Origin of the sequence: Streptosporangium subroseum (genome assembly GCF_900188345.1) — a bacterium.
Taxonomy (GTDB): Bacteria; Actinomycetota; Actinomycetes; order Streptosporangiales; family Streptosporangiaceae; genus Streptosporangium; species Streptosporangium subroseum.
On sequence record NZ_FZOD01000073.1, the window covers coordinates 1 to 12,906 of the forward strand.

A 12,906-nucleotide genomic window follows, 5' to 3' on the forward strand; every position below is an offset into this window, starting at 1 on the left:
CGTCCACCCCGGCCCGCACGTGGCTGCTGGCGGCCGAGGGGGACCTCGACGGGGCACTGCGATCTCTCACGGAGGTCTCCGTGCTCGCCTCGCACGACGCGTTCGATTCGTACGGTGTGTTCGCTCCACACGAAGTGCCCGTCCCGCACGACGCGTCCACCTCGCATGACATGTTCGCCTCGCATGACGTGTTCGCTCCGTACAAGGTGCCCGTCCCGCACGACGCGTCCACCTCGCATGACATGTTCGCCTCGCATGACGTGTTCGCTCCGTACAAGGTGCCCGTCCCGCACGACGCGCTCGCCTCGCACGACGTGTTCGCGCTGCACGACGCCGTGCGGCTGGGTGCTCCCGGTCTGGTCGTGGAGCGGCTCAGGCGGTGGCCCGGCGGTCTCGCCTCGCTGCTGACGGCTCACGCGACCGCGCTGATCTCGCGCGATGGGCAGGCCCTGGACCGGGTGGCGAGCCGGCTCGAACAGCGTGGTCTGCTGCTCCACGCGGCCGAGGCGTCCGCGCAGGCGGCCATGATCCACCGGGATCACCGGGCCGCGCGCACCTCGCGGAACAGGGCCTCGACGCTGGCCCGGCGCTGCCAGGGAGCACGCACTCCGGTCCTGGTCGACGCCACGCTGGGAGAGCTCACCCCCCGGCAGCGGCAGATCGTGGGCCTGGCCGCCACGGGCCTGACCAACCGGCAGATCGCCGAGCAGCTCACACTGTCCATCCGTACGGTGGCCAACCACCTGTACGGCGCCTACGAGCGCCTCGGCAGCGGTGACCGGACCGGGCTGGGAAGCCTGTTCTGACGGAACACCTCCGAACCCCGCCGGTTCCCCCCGGACCGGCACGTCTCCGAACCTCTGCCGGTTCCCCCCGGACCGAGACCCCCTGCCGGTCCCCCCGGACCTGCGCTCCTCCGAACCCCGCCGGTTTCCCCAGATCGAGATTCATCCGAGCCCCCGCCGGTTCCCCCGGGCCGGGAAATTTCTCCCCGGACCGGGGACGTCCGCTTCCCCGCGCGGTGCCGTCAGGCAGCTCCGATCGCGGAGAAGGCCCATCCGGCCGCCTGGTGGACGGCGTCGTGCGGCGGCGCCCGCCTCGCGTCGCGAAGGGCCTCGGCCATCGTCAGCCCGGCCCGCATCCCCTCGTGGAGGGCCAGCATCAGCGGCACCACGGCCTCGTCGTTGACCGGGACGCAGCTCGCCACGATCCCCGCGGTGCCGAGCGGCAGCAGCGCCGCGGCGAGGCCGAGCAGCTCGTCCGACCCGACCGAGGCCAGCCTGCCGGAATCACAGCTCGACAGGATGATCTGATGGGGGCTCCGGCGCAGGCGCTCGAAATCGTGCACGGTGAGCGGGCCGTCGTCCATCCGGAGCGAGGAGAACATCGGGCTGTCCGCCCGGAAGGTCCCGTGCGCGGCGATGTGGGCGAGAAGGCAACCGTCGATCGCCTCGAGGACGGCGGGCACCGACGCCGTGCCGTTCTCCAGCACGGTCGCCCCGCCGTACCGGCTCGCCAGCCGCGGCACCTCCGCGCCGCCCGTCGCCAGGTCCGGACCGCGGACAAGCACGAACCGCCCCTCGGGGGGAGGCTCGATCTCTCGGGCGCGCAGCCAGCAGCTCGCGGACGGCGCCACGCTGAACGCGCGTTCGCGCAGCGCGGGCAGCAGCGCCCACGGCACGCCGTGCAGCCTGCCCGGCGGGACCACGACGACCGGGCCCGTCCCGAGGTGCCCTACGGCGGGGCCCAGCAGAATCTCCTCAAGGCGGCGGCCACCGGCTTCGAGGAGGGCGAGACGGCCGGCGTCACCGGTGTGGGCGAGCCTCCGGAGGCCGGCGGACAGGTGGTCGACCTCGGCCATCGCGTCGGCGAACCGTCCCGCGGGAAACCGGCGCACCCGCCCGTTGCCGCAGAGCAGGACGTGCAGCTCGCCGTCGACCGCGACGATCTCGACCAGCCTGCCGTCCTCGATCCGGTCGAGAAGCCGCCGCACGTCGAGCCGGCGACCGTCGCTCCTCCCCTCGCCGCGGATGTGGAGCGTTCTGGAGCGGATCTCCCGTTCGAGGCGGCGCCGCTCGCGTTCCAGTGCGGGGATCGACGCGCCCGCCGACCGCGCGGCCTCCGCCCGGCTGGTTATCTCCCGGAAGGCGGTGAGGTCCCGCAGGAGCGCGGGGTCCGCGGGCGGGCGCGTGGGAGGGGCGGTCAGTACGGTGGCCCGCCACCGCTCGCTCCAGACGAGCAACCGCCGCGGACGGTCCGACCGCAGGCTCGCCCGCTGGGCGAGCACGGCCAGCTCCGCTCCCTGGGCGGTCGCCCGTGCCCGCAGTTCGGAGGCGCCCAGTGTCAGCCGGTGCTCGTCGAGCAGGTCGAGGCCGCGCCGGCAGGCGTCCAGCACTCCCCTGACGGATCCCGCGGCCTCGGCCCGGAGGGCCTGCGCCGCCCAGCCTCCCACCCGGGCGAACGCCGGTCCCCTGGACCGTCCGCGTGCGGCGGCGACCAGGTGCCGCTCGGCGTCGTCCGCCCATCCGAGGGCGAGAGCCGTACGGCCCGCCAGCAGCGACGCCTCGACGGCACTCGGCGAGCCCAGCTCCGACAGCCGCGCCGCCACCGTGGCGGCATCGCCCACCAGCCGCCCCGAGATCCGTCCCCCGGCGACGCGGGCTTCGACGAGCACCAGCCGGGCGTGCACCTCCCACCACTCGCGGTGCTGGCTGGAGAACAGACTGATGGCCGCCGTGGCCCGCGCTATCGCCGTCGCGGCGTCGCCCGTGGCGTTCGCCGCCCGTGCGGCGGCGAGCAGGAGCTCGGCCCTGCGCGTGCTCTGCCCGCCGATGCCGTCCAGCGCGTTCGTCGCGCCGTCGGCCTCGTCGAGCGCCTCGCGCGCGAGCCCCGCCGCCATGAGGACCTCGCAGCGCCGGATGTTCAGCATGAACATCGGGGTGCCGAGCGCCGCGTAACTCCGGGCGGCCTCGTCGAACAGGCGCAGCGCCGCGGGGATGTCCCCCGAGCGGAAGGCCGCCAGGCCGCGACTCTCGACGGCGTCCGCCTTGTCGTGCTCCTGGTCGGTGGTGGCCCACAGGCGCTCCGCGCTGCCGAAGTCGGCCTCGGCCCGCTCGACCGAACCCATCGCCAGGTGGACCGTGGCGCGGAGGGTGAGCGCGCGAGCCGTCCAGATCACGTCGCCGGCCTGCCGCAGGACGGGGGTGGCCCGCCTGAGGTCGTCCAGTGCCTGCCGGTGGTGCCCGAGGACCCACCAGACGTAGCCGCGCCGGAACAGCACGCGGGCGAGGGTCGTACCCGCTCCCCGCTCGACCGCCTGGTCCAGCGCCTTCATCGCGTGCCGCGTCCTGCCCGCGTGCATGAGGGCCGCACCGAGGGTCGCGAGCACGTCGGCCTCCCGATCGGGAGAGCCGGAGCGGGCGGCCAGGGCGCGGGCACGCCGCAGGTGAGTGAGCGCGGCGCCCAGGTCGCCGAAGTCGCGCTCCCAGATCCCGATGACCTGGTGGGCCACGGAGGCGTCGTGAGCCGTCGGCCCGGCCTCCAGCACGGCCCGCGCCCCCGAAAGCGCGTCCTTCGGCCGGGCGAAGACGAGGGGGAGCAGGTCGAGAATCGGTGGGCTTCCCCCGGTCACGGATTGATGTTAGACGTGAGGAAGGTGTATCAGCCAGGGATCGGCGGGCTCTTGCTGACGACGAATCCACTTCGCGAAGGACCGTGACATGGCGCCCGACAGATTCCAGGAGCAGTTCGACCAGATCCAGCGAGCGATGGCGGACATCCCCCTCTCCGCGGGACCGGACGACGCCCCCGAGTTCCTCTACGAGAAGGGCTACGTCCTGGCCCGCGACGAGGAGGCCCACCTCGTCGTCGACGCCGTCGCCGACAGATTCCGGGAGACTCCCGGCAGGGAGAGACTGGTGCGCCGGGCCGGGCCGGAGGTCAACCCGGGCGGCGTCTCCCGGATCCAGGTCGGAGACCCGGGCGAGGGCGGCGGGTGGAGCGACCGGAACGTGTCGGACGCCCTGCGCGTCATGCGCGACCAGGAGCATCGGGCGGGGCGCCGGCTGGTGAGCCGCAACCACATGGTGTCGATCGCCGTGAACTGCTGCCCGGGTGACGAACCGGTGCCGCGTGCTCTGCCGCGCAATCCGGAGGTGGTCCAGAACGCCCTGTCCCCGGGCAACCCGGTGTCCATCCTGGTGATCGACACCGGGCTCGTGAAGGATTACAAGGCCTACTGGGAGGAAGGGTCGTCCATCGAGGGCGACCTCAACCGGGGAGGGGGGTCCATCGGGGGCGACGGCAGGGTGGATCCGATCGACGACAGAGGCATCCTCAAGCAGTACGTCGGCCACGGCACGTTCATCGCCGGACTGGTCGCCGCGGTGGCCCCCAACACGAGGATCACCGTCCGGAACACGCTCCAGAACGCCGGCGCCATCAGCGAGTACGCACTCGGCGGGAAGCTGTTCGAGGCGGTCTCCGGAGGATGGCCCGACATCATCAGTCTCTCCGCCGGGACGCCGAACGGATGTCACAGCACCCTCAAGGGGCTGGAGCCGTTCATGGAGGCCCTGCGCGCGCAGGACCGGACCCTGCTGGTGGCCGCCGCCGGCAACAACTCGAGCGCCACGCCGTTCTGGCCGGCCGCCTACGCGGCGCTGCCGGGATACGAGGACGCGGTGGTGTCGGTGGGGGCGCTGAGGGGCGACGGCGAGTTCGGGGCCTGCTTCAGCAACCACGGGTCATGGGTCAAGGTGTACGCGCCCGGAGAGGGGCTGGTCAGCACCTTCACCGGCATCCAGGAGCCCGTGCGCTACGAGTACCAGCACTCGACCTACGACGCGTGCCGGTACGGCTTCTCCTATGCCTGCACCTGCCAGCGGCCCAAGCACGTCGGCGCGCTCAGCGAGAAACGCCACCCGACGCCGGCCGACGTGGAGACGACCCGGTTCGAGGGCCTGGCGCAGTGGAGCGGCACCTCTTTCGCCACCCCCCTGGTGGTCGGCATGATCGCCGACTACATGACGGCGAACAAGGAGACCGATCCCCGGGCGGCCGCGAGAGAACTCTTCACGGCCAATACCGGATTCGCCGAGGTCCGTGGCGCCTGCGTTCCCGCGCTCCGGCCGACCACCTGGAGCCCCACCCCGGTGGTGAAGCTTCCTTCTCGCTCATGACACATCTACGGGCTGGTCCCGCGACATACGATGACATCCCGGATACAAGGGGTGAGGCCGTGGATCGCGACTCGATCGGCAAACTCTTCCAGGCCGCCGTCGGCGGAGACGCGGCGGCCTGGAAGGCGCTCGTGGAAGGCCTGAGCCCGCTGGTGTGGTCCGTCGTCCGGGCACACGGGCTGACGGAGGCCGACGGGCAGGAGGTCTACCAGACCACCTGGTTCCGGTTCGCGCAGCACCTGCGCCGCATCCGTGAGCCGGAAAAGGCCGGATCCTGGCTGGCCAGTACGGCACGGCACGAGTGCCTGAAGGTGATCAAGGCGACGCGCCGCCTCGCGCCCACCGACGATCCGGAGGTGCTCGACCGGGCCGGCGACGACCGGACGCCCGAGCAGTCGGTGATCGACGCGGAGGAGGCCGCGGCGGAGGCTGAGCGGGTCCGGCAGGTCTGGAGTGCGTTCCAGGAGCTCGGCGAGAACTGCAAGCGGTTGCTGCGCGTGCTGATGGCGTCCCCGCCACCCAGCTACCAGGAGGTGTCGGCGGCGCTGGGCATCGCCGTCGGGAGCATCGGCCCGATCAGGCAGCGCTGTCTACGGCGACTCCGTGCCCATCTGGCCGAGCAGGGGATCCGGTGAACGACGAGCACCGGGCGAGGGATCCGGTGAACGACGAGGACGCGCTGGAGGACATGCTCCGCCACGCCGCCGGAATCATCGACCCCGTCCCCGCGCATCTGCTCCAGACGGCCGTCGAGGCCTACGCGCTGAACACGCTCGACGCCGAACTCGCCGAGCTGACCTTCGACTCCCTGGACCAGTCGGCGGCCGTTCGAGGGGCCGGCCAGCCGCGGATGCTCACGTTCCTGGGACATGGGCTCACCCTCGATCTGGAGATCACGGCCGGTCGTCTCGTGGGCCAGCTGATCCCGCCCCAGACCGCGGAGATCGAGATTCTGGGATCACGACAGATCACGATCACGACCGATACCCTCGGCCGTTTCACCTGCGAGCACGTGGCCACCGGACCGTTCAGTCTCAGCTGCAAGGCCGACGGCGTAGTGATCACTACCGAGTGGCTCACCGTTTGACGTCCTCCCCGGTTTGAAAACCGGGGATTCCAGCGCCCGGCCTTCCCCCCGGATCTCTGGAAGAAGGCGATCCAAGATCGGGACATGACCGCGCCCATGGTTTTCGGAATCTTCCCGTTGGGAATGGCCGGTGGGCCGGACGGGCTCGCCCTGGGGCCGCCGGACGACGGTGAGACAGGGTGAGCCGACCGATAGGGCCTGGCGGCGGATCGAGCCGCTGTCGCCCGCCACGGACGGGCGGGGACGTCCGGGGCGGGACTCTCGCCAGGTCGTCGCCAGGGCGCACGGGGCAGAGGTGGCCACCCATCGGTGATCACCTGAGCTCAAACGAGGTCCGAGCCCGTCGTGTGATCTCCGATGGCCTGCGGGGCGGAGTAGAGAGAGGTCATCCAGATGTGGGTGAGCACGTCGACGAGCGCGTCCTGGTCATCGAACGGGGCCACGTCGATGGTGGCGAGATAGTAGAGCCGCTCGCCGAGCCAGGTCAGGGCGGTGGCCAGAGCGGTGGCGTCGACGGCGGTGTGCGCGATGGCGCCGGAGGCGCGGTCGTTGGCGATGCGCTCGGCGGTGGCGACGGTGTAGCCGTTCATCAACTGGAGCCAGAGCGCGCTCAGATCGGGGTCGCTGCGCCAGTTCTCCACGATCGCTCGTAGCACGGGCGCCTCGTCGCGCCAGAGCTTGGCTCCCTGGCTGATGCCGTGGCGGACGGTTGCCCGCTGCTCCTGCTCCTCCGCGTGCCCGAGCCACGGCTGGGCCGCCTCATGCCCCTGGTCGACGGCCCGGCGGACCAGTTCGGCGAGGACCTGGTGCTTGCCGGCGAAGTAGAAGTAGAAGCTGCCGCGCGAGACATCGGCCGCGGTCAGGATGTCGGCCACGCTGAGCTCGTCGAAACGACGGTCGTCCAGCAGCCGCCGGGTGGCGTCCAGAATCACCTGGCGAAGATCCCGATCGTCGCGCCCGGCCCGGTGAGAACGGCGGCGTGCCTGCGGCGACTCGTCTCGATCCCCCATGGCGTCATCGTAACGCGCCAGCTGAACCCTCTGTATAGACATCGTGTATAGACATTCCGTATAGACACGGCGTATGGTCCCCTTTTGAGATCGAATAAAAGGAGATCGGCATGAGATACACCACGTTCGGCCGCAGCGGACTGCGGGTCTCCGAAGCGTTCCTGGGAACGATGTCCTTCGGAGAGGACTGGGGCTGGGGCTCGTCATCGGAGGAATGCCGCAAGATGCTCACCGCGTACGCCGAGGCGGGCGGCAACGTGATCGACACGGCGAACAAGTACACCGAAGGATCCAGCGAACGGATCATCGGCGAACTGCTCGGCGCCGATCGCGACCGGTTCGTGCTGACGACCAAGTACACGGTGTCGATGGACGGCGACGACCCGAACGCCTCCGGCAACCATCGCAAGAACCTGAAGCACTCGGTGGAGCAGAGCCTGCAGCGGTTGAACACCGACTACATCGACGTGCTGTGGGTCCACATCTGGGACCGGGACACTCCCATCGAGGAGACGATGCGCGCCCTGGACGACATGGTGCGGGCCGGCAAGGTGCTCTACATCGGCATCTCCGACGCACCCGCCTGGGTGGTGTCCCGGGCCAACACCCTGGCGGAGCTGCGCGGCTGGACCTCATTCATCGGCCTGCAACTGTCCTACAGCCTCATGCAGCGAGACATCGAACGCGAACTGCTCCCCATGGCCGACGCCCTTGACCTGTCGGTCGCGGCATGGGCGCCGCTGGCCCGTGGCGTGCTGGCGGGGAGGTTCACCCGTACCGACGCCACCACCGGATCCCGGATCAACCGCGCCGACGTCTCCGAACGTGGGCTGGACATCGCCCGGCAGGTCGACGCCGTCGCCGACGACCTCGGCGTCACCTCCTCGCAGGTCGCGCTCGCCTGGATCCGGGCACACCATTCGTGGGTGCATCCGATCATCGGCGCCCGCACCCTGGACCAGCTCACCGACAACCTCGCCTCGCTCGAACTGGAGCTGCCCGAGGAGGCGGTGCGGCGACTGGACGAGGCAAGCCGGATCGACCTCGGCTTTCCCCAGGATTTCATCGAGAAGTCACGCGACTTCGTCTACGGCTCCGCCCTCACGAGGTTCGATCGCCGCAGGCGGTAGAGCTCGATGAGCCGCCCGCCCACCCTGCCGCCCGGCGCCTTCGATGAGCTCCTGCGCGGGCTCGTCATCGGATGAATCGGATGGGGGGCGAAGAGGGCGGGCCTTCGGAGCTCGGCAGACCGGTCCCGAAGGGCCCGGCCCGCACAATGAGCCGGGGCCCGCACCTGTACAGGTGCGGGCCCCGGCCTCGTGTCAGTGCGCTGCGATTAGGCGGGAACGATGTTCTCGGCCTGCGGGCCCTTCTGGCCCTGCGTGACGTCGAAGGTCACCTTCTGGCCTTCCTGCAGCTCGCGGAAACCCTGGGTGGCGATGTTCGAGTGGTGGGCGAAGACGTCAGCGCCGCCGCCATCCTGCTCGATGAAGCCGAAACCCTTTTCCGCGTTGAACCACTTCACGGTTCCAGTAGCCATGTCGATCTCCTTTGATAGGGGGGCAGAACCGGAATCCGCGTTGTACGGATCCCGCGTCGCCGCGTTGAGCCCATCCGGAGATGACCGGCAAACAAAAATGCACCTGAAGGTTACATCCCGTCAGGTGCACACAAAGTTTCATGGGTACCACAACTGCAACTGTCTTCAAGGTAGCACTTCCTCACCGATGCGGTCGCGCTACCGCTCCGCTTCGCCCCGCTGACTGTCGGCATCGGCGGCAATCAGGGGGAACGGCTCTCGCGGAGGCGACACGGGAGCCGTTCCGTTCACGGAATCGGCCCCGGCTAGTCCCGGGTCAGACGGCCGAGGCGTTCGGTGGCCTCGATGTACTCCTCGACCATCCCGAACACGACGTCCCTGGTCGACCTCACCGAGTTCATGGCGCCGATGATCTGCCCGGCGGGGAAGGTCGCCAGCTCGGCGGCGTCGGAGCGGCCGATCCGGCGCAGCGCCGGCGAGATCAGCATGTACTGCAGGGGCATCGGCAGGGTGCCGGGCGAGTCGGCGGCCTCCCAGGCCTCGGTCCACTCGCTCTTCAGCAGCCGCGCGGGCTTGCCCGTCCACGACCGCGAGCGCACGGTGTCGCGCGAGGTGGCCTTCAGGATGCGCTGCTTGACCACCTCGGAGGTGTCGGCCTCCTCGACGGTCAGCCAGATGGATCCGGTCCACACGCCCTCGGCGCCGAGGGCCATGCCCGCCGCCATCTGGCGCCCGTTGCCGATGCCGCCGGCGGCCAGCACCGGCACGTCCACCGCGTCCACGACCTGCGGGAGGAGCACCATCGTGGAGATCTCACCGGTGTGCCCGCCCGCCTCGGTGCCCTGGGCGACGACGATGTCCACACCGACCTCGACCTGCTTGATCGCGTGCCGGGGGGTGGAGGCCAGCGCCGCCACCTTCACGCCCTGGGCGTGCGCCAGCTCGACCACGTCGGCGGGGGGCGGGCCGAGGGCGTTGGCGAGCAGCGCGATCGGGTGCCTGAGCGCCACCTCGACCTGCGGCCGGGCGGTGGCGTCGGTCCAGCCGAGCAGGACCTTGCCCGCGTCCACACCGGCCAGTTCCGCGACGCCGTGCGCGGCCAGCAGATCGTCGACGAATTTCCGGTGACCGTCGGGGATCATCCCCTGCAGCCGTCCCACCAGATCCTCGGGAGAGTCGACGCTCAGGTCGCCTCCCACGTAGGAGGCGGGCATGACCACGTCGACGCCGTACGGTCTGCCGTCGACGTGGTCATCGATCCACTTGAGTTCCGTCTCGAGCTCGTCCGGGCTGAAGCCGAGCGCGCCGAGCACGCCCATCCCGCCGGCGCGGCTGACCGCGGCGACGACGTCCCTGCAGTGACTGAACGCGAAGATCGGAAGGTCGATTCCAAGCATGTCCGTGACACGTGTCCGCATGCGCCCACGGTACGACTCACGCCCAGCAAACTGCAACGTGTTCTAGTCTAGAACCTTTCGTCTGTACGAAAAAACAACAAGAACTTGTTTCAAAAAGAGCGCGGCCTCGGCCTGCCGGAAACCGGTTCCCGGCAGGCCGGGGCCGCGCCCGTCGGCGACGTCGAGCCGAACCTCCGTCGAAGCGCTCAGCGCCGCCCCTGCTACTTGCCCGGCTCGGGGTCGCGGGGCAGGCCCAGGATGCGCTCGCCGATGATGTTGAGCTGGACCTCCGTGGTACCCCCGTAGATCGTCATGGCGCGGGTGGAGAGCACGGCGCGGTTCCAGTAACCGGCGTCGCCGAGCTTCATGTCGGCGGCGATGAGGGCCGCGGTGCCGAGCAGCTCGACCGCGCACTCCGCGACGTGCTGGGCGTGCGAGGTGGACAGGAGCTTGCGGACCGAGGCGTCGGCGCCCGGCTCCACCCCGGTCAGTTGCTTCAGCGTCACCCGGAGGCCGAGCGCGCTGATCGAATGCCCCTCGCAGACCACCCGGGCCAGCTCCTGACGCTCCGCCGGGGTGAGCTCCCGGCCGAGCCGTCCGGCCAGGCCGACCAGGTCGGAGACCGACGAGCCGGTACCGCCCGAACCCGAGGAGAGCGAGACCCGCTCGTTGGACAGGGTGTTCCTGGCGACCTTCCAGCCCTGGCCCACCTCGCCGACGACCAGGTCGTCCGGGACGAACACGTCGTCGAGGAAGACCTCGTTGAACAGGTTCTCGCCGGTCATCTCGGTGAGCGGCCTGACCGTGACGCCCGGGCCCTTCATGTCCACCAGGAAGTAGGTGATGCCTTCGTGCTTGGAACCCTCCGAGGAGTTGCGGGCGATGCAGATGCCCCACTCCGCGAAGTGCGCCACCGAGGTCCAGACCTTCTGGCCGTTGAGCTTCCAGCCGCCCTCGACCTTCTCCGCCTTCATCTGCAGCGCGGCGAGGTCGGAACCGGCGCCTGGCTCGGAGAAGAGCTGGCACCAGATCATCTCACCGCTCAGCGTGGCCGGCAGGAAGCGTTCCTGCTGCTCGGGCGTGCCGTACGCGACGATGGACGGCACCACCCAGGCACCGATGATCATCTGAGGCAGCTTGACCTGGGCGGCCTTGAGCTCCTGGATGATGAGCACCTGCTCCAGCGGCTTGGCGTCGCGCCCCCACGGCCTGGCCAGGTGCGGCATGACGTAACCGGCTCCTGCCAGCGCCCGCTTCTGGTCCTTGCCCTCCAGCTTGGCGAACTCGGCGATCTCCGTCCGGATCCCCTCGCGCAACGCGGCGGCGTCGTCCGGGAGATCGACCTCCATGGCCCGGCTCACGCCGTTCAGCGCCAGTTCGGCCACCGACTCGGCCCACTCGCCGGAGGAGCCGAGCAGCGCGCGCAGGGTCAGGGCGCGGCGGTAGTAGAGGTGGACGTCGTGCTCGTAGGTGTAGCCGATGCCGCCGAAGATCTGGACGGCGTCCTTGGCGCACAGCACGGCCGCGTCGGGGGCGACCACGCCCGCGATCGCGGCGGCGTAGGCCAGCTCGTCGGCCGTGATCTCCTTCGCCTCGGATCCGCCCTTCCCCTCCGCCGCGCGGGTCGCGTCCCACACGGTCGCGCGGGCCTGCTCCAGCGCGACGAGCATCCGGGCGGCCTTGTGCTTGACCCCCTGGAACTGCCCGATCGGCCTGCCGAACTGCACGCGCACCTTGGCGTACTCGGAGGCGGCGTTCACGCACCACGACGCGACGCCCGCGGCCTCCGCCCCGAACAGGATCGCGGCCAGGTTGAGGACGCCGGGGCCCTCCAGTCCGTCCAGGACCCGTCCGGCCGGTACGGCCACCGCCTCCAGCTCGACCTTGGCCACACCGCGGGTGAGGTCCAGCGACTTGACCGGCGTCACGGTCGCCGCCGAGGCGTCCACCACGACCCACTCCTCGCCGCGATCGGTGTTCACCGGGAGCACCAGGACGTCGGCGAGGGCACCGCCCAGGACCAGCTCCGCGACGCCGCCGATGGTCAGGGCGCCGTCCTCACCCCGGGCGCCCGTGATCGAACCGGCCAGCGCGACCGCGCCGGTCAGCGTGCCGTCGGCGAGGCCGGGAAGCAGTTCGGCGTGGGCCTTGCCGTCCGAGGCGAGGATCGCGGCGCCGGCGAACACGGTGGGGACATAGGGGCCGGGGGCCACCCGTTCGCCGAGAGCCTCGACGGCGACGGCGGTCTCCAGCAGGCCGTACCCGCTGCCGCCGTACTCTTCCGGGATGTGCAGGCCGAGCAGTCCCTGGTCGGCCAGCCCCGACCAGAAAACGGGGCGCTCCTCGTTCTCGGCCGCGATGGCGGCACGCACGACCCCGGACGGAATGTTTCGTTCCGCCCAGCCGGTCACCGACTCCCGGAGCGCCTCGTGCTCTTCGCTCAACCCGATCGCCATAACAGCCTCCAGACACGATTCAGTGGCAGAATCATATTCTAGAAGATGCTTCCATCACAACGCGGAAGACATTCACCATCCCAACATTTCCCGCCGTAATGCACGGAAATTCACGATCACGACGCTTTCCATCCAAAGGCGCGAATGCCCACCATCACACCATTCCCCACCGCAACGTGCAGGCGTTCGCCCTCACCGGCTTCCCATCGCGGTGCGCGGACGCCCGCCGCCACGAC

General features: G+C 70.3%; 10 protein-coding genes. 5 read left to right on the forward strand and 5 right to left on the reverse strand.

From position 1 onward, the window contains the following. Positions 1–806, forward strand: an 806-nt coding sequence (locus CHC08_RS40685) for a helix-turn-helix transcriptional regulator (protein ID WP_218825729.1), incomplete at its 5' end; no start/stop codon positions are given. Positions 807–1,027: 221 nt separating this feature from the next. Here the strand turns inward: CHC08_RS40685 and CHC08_RS40690 are convergent. Then, positions 1,028–3,631 carry a CHAT domain-containing protein gene (locus CHC08_RS40690; protein WP_089212731.1) on the reverse strand — a complete coding sequence of 868 codons (2,604 nt, stop codon included), beginning with the start codon at positions 3,629–3,631 and terminating at the stop codon, positions 1,028–1,030. 88 nt (positions 3,632–3,719) lie between these two features. On the opposite strand from CHC08_RS40690, the gene CHC08_RS40695 reads away from it, so the two are divergent. Genes CHC08_RS40695 through CHC08_RS40705 form a run of 3 tightly spaced genes read left to right on the forward strand, consistent with a single transcriptional unit; the run spans position 3,720 to position 6,267 of the window. Continuing rightward, positions 3,720–5,180, forward strand: a complete 1,461-nt coding sequence (locus CHC08_RS40695; RefSeq protein ID WP_089212732.1) for a S8/S53 family peptidase — start codon at positions 3,720–3,722, stop codon at positions 5,178–5,180. Positions 5,181–5,239: 59 nt separating this feature from the next. Next, complete coding sequence (locus CHC08_RS40700) at positions 5,240–5,815, forward strand: RNA polymerase sigma factor (RefSeq protein ID WP_089212733.1); 576 nt, start codon at positions 5,240–5,242, stop codon at positions 5,813–5,815. After that, entirely contained in the window at positions 5,812–6,267 is a 456-nt protein-coding gene (locus CHC08_RS40705; RefSeq protein ID WP_089212734.1) for a hypothetical protein, read from the forward strand. The genes CHC08_RS40700 and CHC08_RS40705 overlap by 4 nt, the downstream gene beginning before the upstream one ends. A 323-nt stretch (positions 6,268–6,590) precedes the next feature. On the opposite strand, the gene CHC08_RS40710 is transcribed toward CHC08_RS40705, so the two are convergent. Next, on the reverse strand, positions 6,591–7,277 hold the full coding sequence (locus CHC08_RS40710; protein ID WP_089212735.1) for a TetR/AcrR family transcriptional regulator: 687 nt from the start codon (positions 7,275–7,277) through the stop codon (positions 6,591–6,593). A 110-nt stretch (positions 7,278–7,387) separates the two neighbouring features. Here CHC08_RS40710 and CHC08_RS40715 point away from each other — a divergent pair, with 110 nt between their 5' ends. Continuing rightward, positions 7,388–8,407: an aldo/keto reductase gene (locus CHC08_RS40715; RefSeq protein ID WP_089212736.1), complete on the forward strand. Its 1,020-nt coding sequence runs from the start codon at positions 7,388–7,390 to the stop codon at positions 8,405–8,407. A 206-nt stretch (positions 8,408–8,613) separates the two neighbouring features. Here the strand turns inward: CHC08_RS40715 and CHC08_RS40720 are convergent, their stop codons facing one another. The 3 genes from CHC08_RS40720 to CHC08_RS40730 all read right to left on the reverse strand — a co-directional run bounded on the left by CHC08_RS40720 (position 8,614) and on the right by CHC08_RS40730 (position 12,670). Beyond that, complete coding sequence (locus CHC08_RS40720; RefSeq protein ID WP_089212737.1) at positions 8,614–8,817, reverse strand: cold-shock protein; 204 nt, start codon at positions 8,815–8,817, stop codon at positions 8,614–8,616. A gap of 305 nt (positions 8,818–9,122) precedes the next feature. Beyond that, positions 9,123–10,235 carry an NAD(P)H-dependent flavin oxidoreductase gene (locus CHC08_RS40725; protein ID WP_089212738.1) on the reverse strand — a complete coding sequence of 371 codons (1,113 nt, stop codon included), beginning with the start codon at positions 10,233–10,235 and terminating at the stop codon, positions 9,123–9,125. 200 nt (positions 10,236–10,435) lie between these two features. Continuing rightward, complete coding sequence (locus tag CHC08_RS40730; protein ID WP_089212739.1) at positions 10,436–12,670, reverse strand: acyl-CoA dehydrogenase family protein; 2,235 nt, start codon at positions 12,668–12,670, stop codon at positions 10,436–10,438. Between the last annotated feature and the right edge of the window lie 236 nt (positions 12,671–12,906).

Coding starts and splice junctions, on each gene's coding strand:
- CHC08_RS40695 (WP_089212732.1), top strand. CDS start 3,720: ATGGCGCCCGACAGATTCCAGGAGCAGTTCGACCAGATCCAGCGAGCG.
- CHC08_RS40710 (WP_089212735.1), bottom strand. CDS start 7,277: ATGGGGGATCGAGACGAGTCGCCGCAGGCACGCCGCCGTTCTCACCGG.
- CHC08_RS40715 (WP_089212736.1), top strand. CDS start 7,388: ATGAGATACACCACGTTCGGCCGCAGCGGACTGCGGGTCTCCGAAGCG.
- CHC08_RS40720 (WP_089212737.1), bottom strand. CDS start 8,817: ATGGCTACTGGAACCGTGAAGTGGTTCAACGCGGAAAAGGGTTTCGGC.
- CHC08_RS40725 (WP_089212738.1), bottom strand. CDS start 10,235: ATGCGGACACGTGTCACGGACATGCTTGGAATCGACCTTCCGATCTTC.
- CHC08_RS40730 (WP_089212739.1), bottom strand. CDS start 12,670: ATGGCGATCGGGTTGAGCGAAGAGCACGAGGCGCTCCGGGAGTCGGTG.